Annotated in this window: 12 protein-coding genes and 1 pseudogene; 8 read left to right on the plus strand and 5 right to left on the minus strand. The window is 44.5% G+C overall.

Translation table 11 applies throughout. From position 1 onward, the window contains the following. Position 1: 1 nt before the first annotated feature. A complete protein-coding gene (locus tag BCU34_RS16900) occupies positions 2-901 on the minus strand; it encodes a homocysteine S-methyltransferase family protein (protein ID WP_102480604.1) in 900 nt (299 codons plus the stop codon). A gap of 241 nt (positions 902-1,142) precedes the next feature. Here BCU34_RS16900 and BCU34_RS16905 point away from each other — a divergent pair, with 241 nt between their 5' ends. Next, positions 1,143-1,844 carry a biotin/lipoate A/B protein ligase family protein gene (locus BCU34_RS16905; protein WP_102480603.1) on the plus strand — a complete coding sequence of 234 codons (702 nt, stop codon included), beginning with the start codon at positions 1,143-1,145 and terminating at the stop codon, positions 1,842-1,844. A 19-nt stretch (positions 1,845-1,863) separates the two neighbouring features. Here BCU34_RS16905 and BCU34_RS16910 read toward each other — a convergent pair whose 3' ends face one another. Together BCU34_RS16910 and BCU34_RS16915 are read right to left on the minus strand one after the other, a co-directional pair. After that, positions 1,864-2,688 (minus strand): SDR family NAD(P)-dependent oxidoreductase, encoded by an 825-nt coding sequence (locus BCU34_RS16910; RefSeq protein WP_102480602.1) that lies wholly within the window; start codon positions 2,686-2,688, stop codon positions 1,864-1,866. A gap of 344 nt (positions 2,689-3,032) precedes the next feature. Beyond that, positions 3,033-5,105 carry an alkyl/aryl-sulfatase gene (locus BCU34_RS16915; protein ID WP_102432577.1) on the minus strand — a complete coding sequence of 691 codons (2,073 nt, stop codon included), beginning with the start codon at positions 5,103-5,105 and terminating at the stop codon, positions 3,033-3,035. 188 nt (positions 5,106-5,293) lie between these two features. On the opposite strand from BCU34_RS16915, the gene BCU34_RS16920 reads away from it, so the two are divergent. Beyond that, a complete protein-coding gene (locus BCU34_RS16920) occupies positions 5,294-6,196 on the plus strand; it encodes a LysR family transcriptional regulator (protein ID WP_048660913.1) in 903 nt (300 codons plus the stop codon). Here BCU34_RS16920 and BCU34_RS16925 read toward each other — a convergent pair. Further along, entirely contained in the window at positions 6,193-7,071 is an 879-nt protein-coding gene (locus BCU34_RS16925; RefSeq protein WP_102480611.1) for a DMT family transporter, read from the minus strand. The two genes, BCU34_RS16920 and BCU34_RS16925, sit on opposite strands and share 4 nt — an antisense overlap. 230 nt (positions 7,072-7,301) lie before the next feature. On the opposite strand from BCU34_RS16925, the gene BCU34_RS16930 reads away from it, so the two are divergent. Together BCU34_RS16930 and BCU34_RS16935 are read left to right on the plus strand one after the other, a co-directional pair. Beyond that, positions 7,302-7,691 (plus strand): VOC family protein, encoded by a 390-nt coding sequence (locus BCU34_RS16930; protein WP_048660915.1) that lies wholly within the window; start codon positions 7,302-7,304, stop codon positions 7,689-7,691. Positions 7,692-7,742: 51 nt separating this feature from the next. Next, positions 7,743-8,267 (plus strand): hypothetical protein, encoded by a 525-nt coding sequence (locus BCU34_RS16935; RefSeq protein WP_102480601.1) that lies wholly within the window; start codon positions 7,743-7,745, stop codon positions 8,265-8,267. An 85-nt stretch (positions 8,268-8,352) separates the two neighbouring features. Here BCU34_RS16935 and BCU34_RS16940 read toward each other — a convergent pair. Further along, positions 8,353-9,268 (minus strand): annotated as a pseudogene (locus BCU34_RS16940) (DMT family transporter). A gap of 779 nt (positions 9,269-10,047) precedes the next feature. Between BCU34_RS16940 and BCU34_RS16945 the strand changes: the two are divergent. From BCU34_RS16945 to BCU34_RS16960, 4 genes are all read left to right on the plus strand, one after another. Further along, complete coding sequence (locus BCU34_RS16945; protein WP_102480548.1) at positions 10,048-11,175, plus strand: hypothetical protein; 1,128 nt, start codon at positions 10,048-10,050, stop codon at positions 11,173-11,175. Positions 11,176-11,238: 63 nt separating this feature from the next. Beyond that, a complete protein-coding gene (locus BCU34_RS16950; protein WP_102480549.1) occupies positions 11,239-14,931 on the plus strand; it encodes an RHS repeat protein in 3,693 nt (1,230 codons plus the stop codon). Further along, positions 14,921-16,051, plus strand: a complete 1,131-nt coding sequence (locus tag BCU34_RS16955) for an RHS repeat-associated core domain-containing protein (protein ID WP_102480550.1) — start codon at positions 14,921-14,923, stop codon at positions 16,049-16,051. The genes BCU34_RS16950 and BCU34_RS16955 overlap by 11 nt, the downstream gene beginning before the upstream one ends. Positions 16,052-16,330: 279 nt before the next feature. Continuing rightward, positions 16,331-17,770 (plus strand): 6-phospho-beta-glucosidase, encoded by a 1,440-nt coding sequence (locus BCU34_RS16960; RefSeq protein ID WP_102480551.1) that lies wholly within the window; start codon positions 16,331-16,333, stop codon positions 17,768-17,770. Positions 17,771-17,796: the final 26 nt, after the last annotated feature.

Raw genomic sequence — 17,796 nt, forward strand, 5'->3', positions numbered from 1 at the left:
ATCAGCTCTGTATGGAGCGTTTCCACTCGGCTAAGGCTTGAATGTGTTTTGGCCCAATACCACAGCAACCACCGACAATATTGGCACCCAATGCGTGCCAACGTTTTGCGTAAGCTAAGTAACCTTGGCCATCCAGCTCTCGCATCTCCTGAAACATGTCATTGGCTTCATGTTCACTGCTGATAGGAGCAAAGTTATTGGCGTAGACACCAATCTCCAAATCACTGCCTAACTCGTCGATCACTTGTTGAGCATCGATAATAGCTTGATCCATCACTTCAGGCACTGAGCAGTTAAACATAATGCCTGTCGCGTTTAATTGGCAGGCAAGTTTGATCGCATCTGTTACGCTCTCACCAGAACGAATGCTGGCAGAATCGCCCTTGGTGTCTTCCAAACTGAATGCGTAGTAACATGGCTTATTTGACTGCTTAAGTACCGCATGAATGGATTCGAATTCTTGCAGGCTGCAGATGGTTTCCGCGATCCAAAGGTCGATGTTGGGATCTTGTGCATCGTAAAGGGTTTGAATAATTGGCGCTGCTTCTTCTACCTTGAACAAGTCTGGTCGGTAGCTGCCGAATGGCGGTGGAATCGCGCCTGCTACTTTCACGGTGTGAGAAGTATTGTCAGCAACTGCTTTAGCCAGTTCGCCAGAAAGTGCGGCTAGTTCAAAGCCTCGTTGTTCAAAGAGCTCTTGACCCAAATGAAAAGGCACACACGCGTAGCTATTAGTGATCAGGATTTCAGCACCAGCATCGACAAAGTTTTGATGCGCTTGGCTGACAAATTCGGGTGCTTCAATCAGCGCTTGAGCACTCCAAAGTGGTTGAGAAAATGGCGCGCCAATTTCTTTGAGTTCTCGGCCCATGCCGCCATCAAGTATGGTTAGTGTTTTCATATTCAATACTATCTAAACAATTGCTGAAGTTCTGCCGCCACCATATCAGACAACCTTGTAAGACTGAAGCCATCAAAGTGGAAGTGGTTTAGCTAAATCAATACATCTCAATAGCGAAAGGAAAAAAGGATGGAGAGGTAATCGGTGCTATGCTGCATTGGGTTTAAGATATATGTTTATCTCATCAACCATCCCAGAACGTTAAATACTAAGTCACCACAATCTGTTGAGGAAAAGTGCATTGAAGTTAACGAATAAACTCGTACGTTACCCGCACATTGATGTTGATCGTGCGTTTGAAAAAGAAGCTGAATTATTGCAGCAAATACAGGCTGGAGAGATTGGACAAGCCTTAATGCTATGGCAAGCAAAAACGCCAACACTCGTTTTGCCCGCAGGTAAAAAGTGGCCAGTGACGGTAGAATCTAGAAAGCAACTTGAGGCACAAGGCTGGCAGCTCACCTCGCGTAAAACAGGTGGTGCTCCCGTTCCTCAACTGCCGGGGATCATTAACCTATCGCACATTTATCATTGGCCTCGTGACGAAGCGTACAATATTCAAAAAGCGTATCTACATCTGTGCAATGTCTTAACCCTGTTTTTTAAAGAACTAGGTGTCGATGTGGATGTGCATGCAACTCCCGGTTCTTACTGTGATGGCGACTACAACCTCAATATCAACAAACAGAAAATAGTGGGCACTGCTCAGCGCGTTTTACTTAAACGAGGGGGCGGTCAAATAGTACTTTCACAAGCCTGTATCTTGTTAGATGTCGACTTAGAGAACATCGTTGCACCCGTAAATTTTTATAATCAAATTTGCGACAATCTGACCGTTGTAGATCCGCACGTTCATACTCCGTTGTCTGAGCATGTGACGCCTCTGCCCAACGTAGACTCACTCTTCCAGCAGTTAAGCCAAGCCTTTATCAAGCATGTGTGATGCTATGTGTCTACCAGAATCAACTGGGTGCCATGCACAATTTCTCTTTTAGCAACCGGTCAAGCGTTTCCACTAATTTACGGTTTTTAGCGGGATTCAATGCATCGGCATGGGGATCTTTGAATAACCCAGAATCATTATCAAAATATTGACCGGAAGCGCTGGCAAACTCGTCACTGAGTGCCGCGCGACAAAGGATATCGGCTCCAATTGCCAGATCATTCCCGTCCACGCCATAAGCCTCTTTGACCAATTTGCTGCCAAGGAAAGAAGCAGGGTTCACCGGGATCACCGCAGGTCTATTATCTAATAGAGTGTTGGCCAATTCGATAGACCACATTGTCAGCGCGAGCTTACTTTGCGCGTAAACTGGGCCATCTAATTTGCCTGCGTTCGGACTGGTAAGCGCTTCTAAATCTACGGTTGATTGGGCTGCTGAAGATAGGTTGACGATGCGACCTGTCGCACCAAAAAGAGGGAGCAGCTTCTGTGTTAGTAGATAAGGCGCAATGGTGTTCACAACAAAACGTACATCAAGGTTGTCTGAGGTGGTGATGTCCGACACCTTGTATACGCCAGCATTGTTGATCAGTATATCGAGTCGCTTGTGATTATTTTTGATTTGGGTGGCGAGTTTATCGACATCAGAGAGCGTCGATAGGTCTGCGATATAGCTTTCTATGATTGCACTCTTAGACAGGCGAGACAGAGCGGCCAAGACTTTACTAACCTTAGCTGGGTTGCGACCATGAATCAGAACATGGTGCTCTTGTTGTGTTAGTGCTTTTGCGGTCTCTAAACCAATGCCATCCGTGGCCCCTGTGATCAGAATTGTTTTTTGCATTTTTCTTCCTTTGAAACATTTCCCGTGTAACTTTTATAACAAAGATTCGGTGCGCAAAATTCATACTAGTTCACATGATGGGAGGAACAACGGTTAGGTAATGTGCTGTAAATGAGAATTATGACAATACTGAGTCGGGTAGGATTGCTGGATATTATACTGCGATTTCTCTAAAGCTTTTGTGAGTGGTTTGTAATGGTAAGATTTAAGCCTGCTGGAGGAAATACTCTTGCAAGAAAAAGCCTCAACTAAATTTTTTAGTTGAGGCTTGGTCGTTATTAGCCTTTTTTCAGCCTATATTGGCTTTGTTTGACGTTGTTATTTTATAGATATTTTTTTGGAGCTTAATGCGCGTGTACCGCTGAATCTTGGTATAGCTCTGCATCAACTTCTTCACCTTTGTTTGGACGCGGCACAATCTCAAATGAGGTGTCAGCTTCAGTCAGGGAAGACAACAGTTTGTTCAGAGATGATTTGTCACCTTTCACGCCTGCTTGTCCGTCTTCTAACAGTTTTCCAAGGCTTGTTTTCTTAAGCACGATATCAGACACGTCAGACTTATTGATGATCAGTGTCGTTTCAGCGTCTTGTAGCTCGCTTACTTGAATGTTATTCAGGTTACCGTTAGACATCTCAACGTAGTAGAACTCTTGCACATCTGGTAGCTGAATATTCAATGTAAATGGTGTTTCTTGTGCTTTTAGAGAATCCACTTTTACTGCTAAGTAATCGAGTAGGTTTTCAATCGTCATGTTCGCTAACACGTCCGGAGATGCCGTTTTTGGTGCGCCCGGCTGAGTGCCAATGCGAAGCTCTTGAGCGCCCGTTAGGTAGATGTTTCTCCAACCTGCACCTTCTGATTGATAACCCAATTGCTCGTAAGTGTCTGCCAATAGGCCACGTGCAACTTTGTTATCTGGTTCTGCTTGAATCACCTTATTCAATGCGGTTGCAACGAAGCGGTATTCACCTTCTTGGAAATCTTGTTGCGCTTTTTCAATCACAGCATCGCTGCCGCCCATGTACTCAACAAACTTCACCGATTCTGGCTCGATTGGTAATGGGTTTAGGTTCGCCGGGTTCATATCGAAGTAACCAAGATACATGTTGTACACAGCGCGAGCGTTGTGAGAGTAAGTACCGTGGTAGCCGTTTGTGTGCCAAGTCTGCTGAATGCTGTCTGGCATTACTTCGTAAATCGCATCACCGATGTCTTGCAGAACCACACCGTTATTCGCTAAGCGAAGCGTTTGGTTATGAGTAAAACCGTAAGCATCACGTTGCATTTTTAAGTAGTCAGAAATCTCTTCTTCACCCCAAACTGGAGCTGAGTGGGAGGCGAATAACACCTCAGTTTCTTCGCCCCATGTCACCAACATTTCGTTGATCTTCTTCGACCACTTCAAGCCATCACGTACTTTTGCACCACGCAGTGTGTACAGGTTGTGCATGCCTTGGTAAGTCAGCTCACCAGTCCAAAGTGCTTTCATACTCGGGATATAAGTCACCATCTCAGAGGCTGCTTCCGTCCCAGATGCATCCATGAATTGCATTTCTAGGCCATCAATAACCAGAGTTTCAATCTCTTCGTTATGGTTTAGCTCGTAGTCTGGCAGTACGTAAGTAATGCTACCTGTTGATAGACCTTTAGACAGCGCCGCATCTACAATACCGTGCTTGTGTCGGTTCAACGTTGCACCGTACTGATAAGCGGTACGACGAGACATTGCATTACCCGCCAATACGTTCTCATCTACGATTTCTTTAGTGATGTTTTTCGAACCGTACACTTTTACATCTGGGTATGCATCTTTGATTGCTCTCGCGCCACCAAAGTGGTCAGCGTGAGAGTGAGAGTAAACCATTGCAACGACTGGCAGTTCACCGCCATCAGGTACGTTTTTCTGGAAAAATTTAAGAGCTTTAGCTGCTGCTTCTTTGGTAAGAAGAACGTCGTAAGCAATCCAACCACTGTCACTACGAATGAAAGAGATAGACGCTAAATCCGCACCACGAACTTGGTATACTTTACCCGGAACAACTTCATATAAACCTTCAGCCGCTTGGTTTAATACCGCTTGGCGCCAAAGTGAAGGGTTTACCGAATCAGGTGCTTGGTCTGCGTTATTAACACTTGGATCGATGAAGTTAAAGCTATTGCGAATGATGTCGCCAGTCTCTTGGTCAAAGCTAGCAATCAAGCCTTTGTTGTTATTCTCAAAAGCGCGAATATCAGCAAAGTTAAGAGTTTTTGCGAACTCGTTGTTTGCTTTAGTGGTCATTTCGGTTGCATTTTTGCCACCTTGGTCGCCAATTTCGCTGAAGTGTGCGTGGTCATGATTGGCTGCAACCGCAGGGAATGCGAGAGAAATAGCTAGGAACAGTGATGCATTTTTGAATGTGCGAGAAGTTTTCATAATAGCCTCTTCATTTCAGAATTTTGTTTCGTTGAGGCGATTATAGGAATAAGACATATAGCAAAAAATAAAGTAAGCTTTATTTAACACATCACGAACTGTTATGTGTTGTATGCTTAATAGTGACATATTGAAGCCGAAAGCTCGTCGTAGGCTCGATGCGACCACACCTGACATGGAGAGTGATTGTGAGTGATGTTGAAAAGTTAGACCTGAATTTGCTGAGCGTGTTTTTGGAAGTATACCGATTAAAGTCGATTACCTTAGCATCGGAATCACTGGGTATGACTCAGCCAGGAGTGAGTGGTGCATTGAAGCGACTCCAATCTCAGCTTGATACTGACCTGTTTATTCGTGAAGGTCGAGGGATCATTCCGACTAACGCTGCGGTGCAACTGGCAAGCCGAGTAGAACCCGCACTCGAGGGGATAACCAGCGCAGTCAGTACTTTAAAGCAATTCGATAACCAGCAGCATCATGTATTCAGACTTCTAGTGAATGAGATCGGTTTAACCAAGCTTCAGCCCCTTGTCGAGCAAGATGAAACGCTGGGAAATATCTCAATCGAATTCAATATGGTGCCAAGCAATGAGGAAGATCTTCTGCAGAGTTTGAGCATGCAACAAGCCGACTTGGCGATCGATATTCACTACCCACAAGTGAATGGTTATATGAACCAGCAAGTGATCGAAGATGAGCTCGTATTGATCGCCAAGAAAGGGCACCCAAGGATTGATGGTTCGGTAACGGAAGAGCAGTACTATCATGAGAAACACATCACCTTCAGAATGCGTCGCTCTCGCCTCTATACCGCAGATTACTTTACAAAAAGCCCGATACAGCAACGAAAAGTCAGTTCCGAATGTGATTCATTGATGACGATGTGTGTGTTGGTCTCTGGTTCAGACTGTGTTGGTAGCACGTCTCGTGATTTTGCTAATCAGTTTGCGGAGCGATTCCAACTGCAAGTGCTCGACCAGCCTTTCGAGGTCTTGCCCATGAAGCAGTATATGATTTGGCATAAGAGAACCGATTTGAATCCTGCTCATCAGTGGTTGAGAAACAGGATTCAACAATACATGGCCGACTAACGAGCCGCTCTTGCTGCTCGTTTCTGTTTGGCGCCCTCTATCATCTTAGACGGCGTCATTCCGGTTACTAACATAGTACCAGTGATAACAAGAATTGAACCAACCACTGTGTTGATACCAATCGCTTCATCTAAGAAAAGGTTGCCCCATAAGATGCCAAAAACAGGAATCAAGAAGGTGACAGATAGAGCCGAAGGCGCACCAAGTTCATTGATGAGGTTGAAATAAAGTAGGTACGCTAACCCGGTACATACTGCACCCAATAAGATGACCGACATGGTAATGGTGAGATTGGGTGCTTCTCTCATCGGAATGAAGAACACAAATGGTAATACGATTAATACAGCCGCCCACATGCTGCCATGAGCATTATTGAATGCCTCAACTTTAGGTGCTTGTTTGGTATAGTTTGACGCTATTCCGTAACTAAAGGCCGCCATCACCGCAGCAAAAATAGGAAGTATAGCTTCTTGGCCAATATTCATCGCATCCCAGCCGACTAACACGCCAACTCCTGTTACTCCAATCCCAAGCCCTAGTAGAACTCTCGCCTCGAGTGTTGTTTTTGTCCATATCGCACCAATGATTGCCGCCCATATTGGCGCGGTTGAGTTCAAGATAGCAAGTGTCGAGGCGTTCAGTGTCTGTGCGGCATAAGCGAAAAACAAAAAAGGAAGCGCTGTATTGAACAAGCCAAGAATGAAAAAGTGCTTCGCATGGGCATTAAAAGAAAGCTTCCTTTTCAGGTAAAAAGAAACCAAGAGTAGAGTGACGGCAGCGCACAGCACTCGAGCTTCAATCAACACCGTTGGGCCCAATGGATTCGCGGCAATTCTCATGAAAAGGAACGAGCCTCCCCATATTGCAGCTAGCATGATCAGTTTTAAAAAGCTCACAGTGTAAATCTCGGATTGTGTAAAAACCCGACTATGGATCAAAGCTATGTATTACACAAACTTAGATGTTAATACTGTGCAGCTAATTGTTGTTATTTTGATAATTCAGCCGATCCTTAAATAGGAACATCTTTGATGAATTCTGTTCTGTTTATCCTTCCTTATTTGGCGAGTAATCTAGTGTCATACGTAAACATTAAGTGATAAAAATGAAGATCGAACATATCGCGATTTGGACCAAACAACTCGAAGTGTTGAAACGATTTTATGAAGACTATTTCGGCGCAACATCAAACTCAAAATATCACAACCCAACCAAAGGTTTCTCTTCATACTTCCTGTCTTTCGAAACTGGAAGTCGTTTAGAGATCATGGAAATGGATTCTGTGCCTGAATCGAAAGATGACATTTATGACCAGTTCACAGGCTTCATTCATATGGCGATTTCATTAGGCTCGGAACAAGCGGTTGATGAACTGACTCAGCGTTTGGTTGAAAACGGTTATGAGCGCTTAGACGGCCCAAGAAGAACAGGTGATGGCTATTATGAGAGTTGTGTGCTCGATCCTGATGGTAATCGCTTAGAACTTACCGTTTAATATAGAGACTTAATTGGGTTACTTATCTATTAACGGAACTGAGGTATTACAATGATGAAGCGTACTGTGACTTTCCTTTTTAGTCTTGGGCTTATGGGATGTACTACCTCAGAACCGGTCTATGAGCCAGAGACTGACTTTCAGCCTGAACCATTACAGCCAATAGGCTATCTCGGCTTTAAAGCTCACCAAGAGTGGGCCATTAAGTTCAATGACTGCACCGTTTATGATTTAACTGGCGCGCAGCCTTACCAATGGTTTGATCGCACTTCAGCCTCTATCAGTTGTTATACGTTTAAGCCAACCGATGCTATCGAGCCTCTGCTGGTTTACTCTAATGCTGATTTCAACAGCAATAAACTCACTCCAATTGACCGTTTTCAAGAGTTGCAGGTATCAGAATCAGGTTGGGGCAGCTTTCCTATTGTCTATGAGACAAGCGGCACTAATTGGCTGAAAGTCAAAGAGGGTTGGATTCATCTTACGCTCGCCGACCAGACACTCGTCCAGTTCTATCCGGGAACTCAAGATCAGTCTGCTAAATCACAACATGATCAGTATTTTGAGCACCATTAATAAACGCATGATCAATGCCCCTTGCTAAATGCGGTTTGGGGCATAAATAGGTAACCAGTTAACAGTTAGCCTGAACAATGGACTGTTAGTGTTTCCGCTTCACTTTGATGATAAACGGTAGGATGGCACTGAATAAAATCAAGCTCGCACCGATCAAAGCGAGTGAGTTTGGTAGTTCAGCAAACAAAAGATAGCCTAGAACCATTGAGTAGATCATTTGTGAGTATTCGACATTCGACACTACGTTCGCTTCTCCCCATTTGTAGGCCGTCACACCAAACCATTGACCAATAGACGAGATCACACCAACCAATATCAACAGCAGGAATTCAGAACCTGTTGGCCATTTCCACTCAATAATTGCCGGAACTAGAGCGACTGCGCCAACGAATATCGCTTGATAAGCCAACACCACGACCTTGGATTCTATATTAGTCATTTTTCTCACACAGATAACCGCTATCGCCGCACCTAACGCAGCAACCAACCCCGTCCCGATATAGAACAAAGACTCACTTTCTAACGTCGGTTGCACGACCAACATCACCCCAGTAAACCCATACCAATATGGTTGCCATTCGTGCCCAGCCTACGTTTTCTTGCAGGAACAGGCGGGAAATGACTGCCACAAACAACACCGTCATAAACCCTAACGCGGTCGCGTCGGCAAAGGGAATGTTACTCACGGTTAAGAAGCTAAAGTAGAGGGCGATGAACGCCCCGGTGACGCGCCACACATGCATCGACACCATCTTAGGATTGAGCATCGCATCCATGTTACTGACCATAGAAGGCATTAACAGAGTCACAAAAACAAGCTGACGAAACAGTAGAATTTGGAAGATGTCGATGGTTTGGCTTAACTCTCGCACGATCACACCCACTAAAATAGACAGCGCGTTCGAGATAAGCGCGAGTGCAATTCCTTTGGCTGGGTCGGATAGCGAATTAAAAAATGACAGCAGTGGTTGAGGCACTGCAAAGGAACGATTTATAGACATGACATACCTCGATGTAAATTGAGTATGAAGTCTAAAGCCTACACTGGTAGACGGGTCAAACAAGCTTTTCAAAATATTGAGAGGAATCATTAATAGAACTCATTAACTTGTCATTATTTATATTAATAGAAATCAGATGAAAACATAAAAATCTCGGTTAATAAATGAACATGTTCGTAATTCCACGGCAACTTTCATATTTTGACGTAATTAACGAGCTGGATAAATTCTGAGGGAATAAGCTGAATCATGAATATTCCCATTTTATTGATAAGGGTATTTATCTCGAATAGTTCTTGTTAATATAAAAACAATGTAAAATCAGTGATAGTATTGACAGTAAGGTAGTGTAACGATGCGAGTCACGACAAATAAATATGCTATTTTTACAAAAAAATAATTAAATTTATATTATTAGCGTGGTTGATAAATGAATAATCTTGATTTGATGTTGCATTTGTCAATTTAAGTGTTTGTTTATGTTTGGTATTGTTTTTCATTTTTTTCTGTTATGTGGTAGGTGTCATGAATGCTGGCTGATTTTACATTGATGAAGTGATTAATTAACTTGGCGCTATCCGTTTAATCAATTAGATGGTGTGTAAGTTATGGTTATTGGAAGAGTCAATGGCATTTACTTAATTTGATGGTGTGAATATTTAATAAGGCAAAGACCTTAGACGATTTAATTATCAAAAAAGTGTCATATCTAAAGATAACTGTGCTTTTTATTTAATTTCTTAACGAATAATGTTGAGGGTCAATTTATGAAGTTATCGATGAAGAAGTCATTGTTATTGGCAATGTCGGCGTGTGTTTTTTCGAATGTAAGTGTTGCTGCCATTAATAGTGATTATCATGTGACAGACGATGATTTAACGGCTGATCATAACGAAAGTAACGGTGTGCCGATGCCTTTTTACGCCAACGGGAGAATGCAATCAAAACTCAGTGTTTCCGTATCCTTTGCTGATAGTTTCGGCAGAGCTGTGACCGTGCCTAAGAGTGACTTGGAGGGAGCGGTTTCTTTTTACCTAAAGAACAGCGGGCAAGAATTAGGGAAAGACAAAGATTGTAGTTACGGAAGAGGCTGTTGGGGATATACATTAAATCCAAACGACTACTCGCACCAAATGGGCAGCAGTTATGGCTACTCTAAGACCCTTCCTACCTCTCGTGTTTCAGCAAGTGATACTAAACTAACCGCTTGGGTCTATAGCAACGAAGTCGCGCAATATCGTGAAGTGTGTATGAAGGTTAAGTTTGATGCCGGAAGCCAGTATGACAACAACTACTACGACAGCTGTGCATTTCCTAATGAAAGCAGTGCGTTCTACCAAAGCGTACAGCCTAAGTCTTACAGCGCAGCTGACTTTTCTGAGCTTGGGGAAGGCGAATTGGTGTGGGAAGAAGCTAACGCCGACGGGTTCTATTTTGATAAAGCAGAGATGCGTAACTTTTATGTGACGCCGAAAGATACGTCCGTTCAACTGGTTCAGGTTGCTATGGATAACTTTGACGAGTCAGATAGCGATAAAGTGTTCCTAAATGATGAATGGCTGGGCTGCTACTCAGATTGCCCAGACGATAATCGCTCTGTGAAAGGTTATATATTTGTTCCAGGTTCAGAGCGCAAAGTCTCTGACGAGTATGTCTGGAATAGTGCTGCTGGTGAAGGCCGAACTGCAGTGTGGCGTGTTAACCAACAGCTAAGATCAGTGACTCTTAGCAAGCTCTTATATTCGAACAACGGAACGTCAAACAACGATTCGCAAAAGGAGTACCGATTTACTGTATTTGACCAATACGGTAACAAGGGACCATTGAAGCTTATTTATCCTCAAAGTGAATTTACTGGTGGTGGTCAGAAGTGGGATTACACCCGTTGGACCCTAGTTAGCCAATAACACTCGAACAAAACAGAGTTAGCTCAACCATTTGAGCTAACTCATCCACTTTAGGGGAAATTTATGTCTAATTGGACTTCAAATGCTTTTAACTTTGATAGTTTTTGTTCGGGCGGTGTAGACCAAAGGACCAGAAGCTACTCATACCAAATCTTACTTGGCTCTCTTATTGGTAACTGGCTCAAGGGACCAAACCTCGATATCTCCATTCAATTCTCACCTTATTCAGCAGATAACCTTGGTTTTGGTAAAGGTTGGAAGTTAAATCTTCCGAGATACGATATTGAAAATAAACAACTCTATCTAGCCAACGGGCAATCTTATCGCGCTGAATTAAATGCCAATCTAGAAATGAGTATTCGTTACAAAAAGTTGCTCGATTTTTCGGTATCGTCTAGCGCGAATGGTTACGAAATTACCTATAAAAATGGCCGTACCGATCTTCTAGATAAAGATGGCGACATCATTAAGATCATTCAAAGTAATGGTCATGCACTCTATTTCTCTTGGCTCAATGTTGGCGAAAATAAGCGCTTGGAAAAAATTTGGGACGATAGAACAAACAAGCAAACAGCGCTGCTGTGGATTGAATATGTGAGCGCAGGTCGCGTCAATATTTTTACCAATCTTGGCAGTACCCACGAGGCCTTTTTTGGTCTTACGCTAAATAACAGTAAGCTGGTTAAGTGTGACTTACCTGAGCGCGCTGGTAGCTATAGCTTTGGTTATCTAAGCATTGGTACATACACGCTAATTGAGAAAGTGGTTCATCCTTGTGGTTTAACGGAAATACTGAGATACAAAGCCGACGGTATTCGAATCAATTCGATGACTTACTTACCTGCGGTGACGTCTCATGATGTGTTGACACTTAACTCTCCTGTTATTACGACAACCTATGACAGCATTGGTACCGACAGTCGTAATTTTATGGGCTACGGATCGCCCGGTGGTGAGTTGAGCGAGGGGCTTGATAATCTACTGGAGCGTGGCAGAGAGTACAGTTATCGCGTACAAAAAATTGAAAATGGCTCTATTGTTACTGCTCAAACCTACAATCAGTTCCACCTGCTTGTTGAAGAAGCTCGACATGTCGATGGTAACCTTGTTCATTTGAAAAGGTTGGACTATCCCGCCCTTGATAATCAAGAGTTTTCCGCTCAGCCGGCTCAGTACTCATTGATCAGCAAAGAGGAGCAAATTTGGTTCTCTGGAGCGGATAGCCAAGCTCAAAATAGATTCTGGGACTATGATGAATACGGCAACATGCTTAGATTTGTCGACGAGAATAGCATTACGGAACATTATGAATACTATGCTAAAAATGGTGAGATTGGCTGTCCGGCATCACCAACTGGCATGGTGAATTTCGTCAAATCTCGCACGTTAGACAATGGCTCAGAACAAAGAGTGATCGCATATCAATATGCTTCTCTAGAGGGGCTAAATGGTCAGCGAGACGTGGTTCTGAGCTTAGAAGAAGATACGCAACGTTACCAAACTCATTACGCCTATCAAACTGACCCTAGTGATACCTATTCATTTAGTCGACTGGCTTCGGTGCAAAATGACATCCTTCATCCTAATGGTGTCTATTCTGCTACTTCGCGCTATCAGTATGCATTGGATAATGATGTTCTTGAAGAACACGAAGAACTGACTTGTCATGATAATACGAAAACCAACCTTGTTGTTGGTCACTACCTTGATATTGGTGAGTTAGCGCGACATGTCGACTCTGACGGTGTCAGCTGTTCATTTACTTATGACACGCTTCGAAGAACCACAGAAGAGCGAATTGAAGGAAGTGCTTCCCGTTCGTACCAATATATTGTTGATACTGGTTTGAGCCGACAAACTCTGCTGTTAACTGACTGCAAAGGTAACTTGTGTGAGCAGAGCTGGGATGGTCAAGGACGAGAATTAGAAGCCAAGGTTGGCAACTCCGTCGTATGGACAAAAATGTACGATGCGTTTGGCAGGCTGCAAAGCAAGAGTACCTATGATGTGCTCCCTGATCGTAATTCCAGATCGGCACCTGTAGTGTTGACCGAGAGCTATGAATATGACGACTGGGGGCAGGTTAAATCGACACTGCTTGCGAACGGAAAGCGTCGCGTGGAATTTAACAACCTTGCATCGCGTAAGAAAACTCAGGGCATTGAAGGCTTAACCATGACGGTGAGCTCTCTGAATACTTGGGGTCTTGAAGACAAAAAAGAGCAGGGGATTCATAGCTGGGATTATGAGTATGATTCGTGGGGGAGACTGATCAAAGAAACCAACCCGCTTGCTCAATCTAAGCACTACCATTACGACCGTTTTGATCGCGTGATTCGCATGACTCAAGCGAACGGTGTCAATCACAATATCACCTACGCTGAGCATACCGACCAGTCACAGGTTGTAGATCTGAAGATAGGCGGGACAACAGTGGGGCAACGCGACATTGATGGCTTAGGACGTCAGCGATCACTACGACGCGGTGCGAGTACTCAAGCGGCGTTGAGTTGGTCCTACTCAGACAGCAGTAATATTCCTGAAACTGAAACTAGCTTGTCAGCGCCAGTGCGTCAGTTTACTCGCGATAGTCAGTTGGGTGTATTGAGTGCCAAGTCGTCTGATGGGCAGGTTGTTAACTATAGTCATGACCCAATATCCGGCTTGCAAACCGGGAGTCAAGATAGTGAAGGCAATCAAAGCACCATCACCTATTCGTCGAAGGGGTTGCCTGAAGTAGAGGTGAATGAAGGACAGATTCGTTACTACAGCTATTCGGATGGTGGGGTTATCGCTGCCGTTGATGGCGACACGGATACTCGACAGTATGGTTATGATGAACTCGGACGATTGGTGAAGCTGAGCGCAAACTCGACAACGGTTTATTACGAATATGACGAGTTTGATCGTGTGATTGTCGAAACCTTGGTGTCTGGCAATCAAACTCAAATCACCGAGCTTGAGTGGGATGAATACAGCCGTGAAGTGAACCGTGTTATTGCCTTGAACGACCATTATATCTTTGAACAATCGCAAGAATATAACGCGCTAGGCTTGCTCGAATCTCGTACCAAAGAGTGTGCGGCATTAGGTAATCTGACAGAAAGCTATACCTATGATGAGCTTGCTCAGCTTACTAAGGTTGAATTTTTTGGCGCGGGGCCTTTGAGTGATTGGGGACAGCCAATGACTTCAATTGAGTGGAGCTATGACGAGCTGGGTAACATGTTGACTCAGCGTACATTGACGGCTGAATCTGAAGATTTCGCTCGTTATTTTTACGAGTTGGATGACCCTTGCCGGTTGACCAGTATTGCTCACTCTCATCCACAACTGGATAGCCAAGTATCAATCGAGTACGACTTGAATGGCAACATGACTCAAGACGCGGATGGTCGAGTGCTCGAGTATGACAACTTTGACCGCCTACAGCGTGTGTTTGCCGACAATACCGAATGGTTATACCACTATGACAGCAACGACCGACTCTCGGCTCAGCAGTCTTCTTCGGAATCTCGCCACTTTAGTTATCTATGGGGTGACCTCTCAACAATAGAGGAAAATGGCAAGCTTACTCAGTATGTCTATCACGAAGGGGTCCCTATATGGTCTGAGGCAGGCTCGGATACAAACCTGTTAGCTACCGATCAAAATGGTTCGGTCATTGCCTCTAATACTTCAGGGAAAACGGGCTCGATGTACCGTTACTCTCCATATGGACAACGCGAGCAAGCGGGGAATGCAAATGAAGAATAAAGACTCGGTATTTATTACCCCACTTAATCGCCGTCAGTTTCTGATTAAAATTGGTCAAACTGCGGCCGTGGCTGGTGGCATATCCTTGCTACCAACTTCAGTTCGTTTAGCGATGGCGCAGTCGATGACAATCTCTCACTCAGACATTGGCTTCAATGGTGAGTGGCTGGACCCTGTATTGCAAGGTTATCACTTAGGTCAAGGCTATCGCGTCTACCAACCTAAGCTGATGCGTTTCAATGCACCAGACAGTTTGGCGCCTTTTAATGAGGGTGTGCATAACGCTTATGTGTATTGCCACAATGATCCTATCAACTTCACCGATCCAAGTGGCCACCTGAATATCAGCAAGATCTTGTTTGGTGCTTTTGGTGTGCTTGCTGGGCTAGTGGGCATTGCCTTGGCCGCGCCTACCGGCGGCTCAAGCTTGATGCTGGCGGCTGGCATCATCGGTGGCATTGCAGGAATGACCAGCGGTGCATTACAAATTGCTTCTGGTGTGATTGATGATGGGGACATTTCCCGCAAACTCGATATAGCGACGATTCCGTTCGATATTATTGGTGTGGTGAGTGGCGGATATTCGGCTTATAAGTCGGTTCAGAACTTACGTTGGGTAAGAGCTGGCGGTGCTCTGGAAGATGTTACACAGCCAGGCCTTGGTTCTCGCTTGATGAATAAAATCAGACCTTCGAGTGAGTACAACGTGGCATGGGCCAATAAAACGAATCCGGCTATGCGAATAGGAAGCTCAGAAGGGCAGGTGATTGCGACAAGAATGACTCAGGGAGGTAAGACCATGACATACACACCTCCTCCTATTCATGGCGGCTTCACAAAGATCCTCCTTGGGCAAGTAAAGGTTGGAGCTCGTGGTTATACTATCTATCAAGGCATAATGACGGCACGTTCGATTGGCAGTTTGGGCTGGTCTACGGTGAAAACGATACCTGGGCGATTAGATCAGGAAAAGTCATCAGCGGATAACATGGTAACCGAAGGTCGAAGTGTTAATCCTGCAGCGAAGAAGACTCAAATGTACGCGCTCGAAGAGACCAGACAGCGCATAAAATATGGTAATGAGGTTCAGCAGATGATCCGTCAGTTGCCATTGTCGTAGTCTGGTCGACTCTTTTCTTTAACAACGCAAAGCCAGCTCAACCCACGTAGAGCTGGCTTTTTTGCATCAGGTGTTGGCGTTTTTGAATGTTATTCATCGCTTAAGAGTGCTTTTTCAACCCCATCTTGTGATCAAAAAAAGATCAAAAAAACTCTTGTTGAAACCGGTTTCAGTGTGTATCTTTATTGTATCTTGAAATCGGTTTCAGAGTTGCGGCTTTTAAGTTTGTTACCTTAAACCTATCTATTTTCTAGCGAATAACTTGTAGCGAGTGATGGTATGAATAACGAATTTCCAAACGATTTTTTATGGGGTGGCGCGGTTGCGGCGCATCAGTTAGAAGGCGGCTGGGATGCGAATGGTAAAGGCGTGAGTGTGGTCGACGTATTAACGGCAGGTGCTCATGGTGTTCAGCGTCGAATCACCGATGGTGTGATCGACGGCGAAAACTACCCAAACCAAGTGGCGGTTGATTTCTACCATCGTTACAAAGAAGACATTAAGTTATTTGCTGAGATGGGCTTTAAGTGTTTCCGCACCAGTATTGCGTGGACACGTATTTTCCCAAATGGCGATGAAGCAGAACCGTGTGAAGCAGGCTTAGCGTTTTACGATGATCTGTTTGATGAGCTTCTGAAATACGATATCCAGCCAGTCGTGACGCTGAGCCACTTTGAAATGCCTTACCATCTAGCCAAAGAATACGGTGGCTGGATGAACCGTAAAGTGATCGATTTATTCGTTAAGTACTCAACCACTGTGATGGAGCGTTACCAGCACAAAGTGAAATACTGGATGACGTTCAACGAGATCAACAACCAGATGAACACCTCGGCAGATATCTTCGGTTGGTTATGCTCTGGCGTGAAGTTCCCACAATGTGAAAAGCCACAGGAAGCGATGTACCAAGCGGTTCACCACCAGTTTGTTGCGAGTGCATTAGTGGTTAAGAAAGGTCACGAAATCAACCCAGATCTTCAGATCGGCGCAATGTGTGCGATGGTGCCTTTCTACCCTCGTTCTTCAAAGCCAGAAGATATCATGGTGGCACAGCAAGCGATGCGTGACCGTTATTTCTTCTCGGATGTGATGGTTCGCGGTCACTACCCAAGCTACGCAAAACGCGATTGGGCTATTAAAGGCTTCAATATTGAAATGCAGCCTGAAGATGAGCAGATCTTAAAAGAAGGTAAAGCGGACTACCTTGGTTTTAGCTACTACATGTCAAACACCTTGGATTCCTCTTCTCACCAATCGACTGAAGAAGCAATGGACGGCGGCCATGAAAACTCGGTAGAGAACCCGTTCATTAAGTCGAGCGATTGGGGGTGGCCGATTGACCCAACAGGCCTGCGTTACTGTTTGGCGTCTCTTTATGAGCGTTATGAAGTGCCATTGTTCATCGTTGAAAACGGTTTTGGCGCTGTTGATACCATTGAAGAAGATGGCAGCATTAATGACGACTATCGCATCGCTTACCTTGGCGATCACATCAAAGAAATGAAAAAAGCCGTAGCGATTGATGGCGTTGATTTGATGGGTTACACCCCTTGGGGCTGTATCGACTTAGTGTCGTTCACCACCGGTGAGATGAAAAAGCGCTACGGATTCATTTACGTAGACAAGCACAATGACCAGTCAGGCTCTTTGGATCGCAAACGCAAGAAGTCGTTTGAGTGGTACAAAGACGTGATTGCATCTAACGGTGCCTCTATTTAGAATGCCTGCAATAAACGGCAGCGAGC

It is taken from the genome of Vibrio sp. 10N.286.45.E10 (assembly GCF_002874195.2).
Taxonomy (GTDB): Bacteria; Pseudomonadota; Gammaproteobacteria; order Enterobacterales; family Vibrionaceae; genus Vibrio; species Vibrio crassostreae.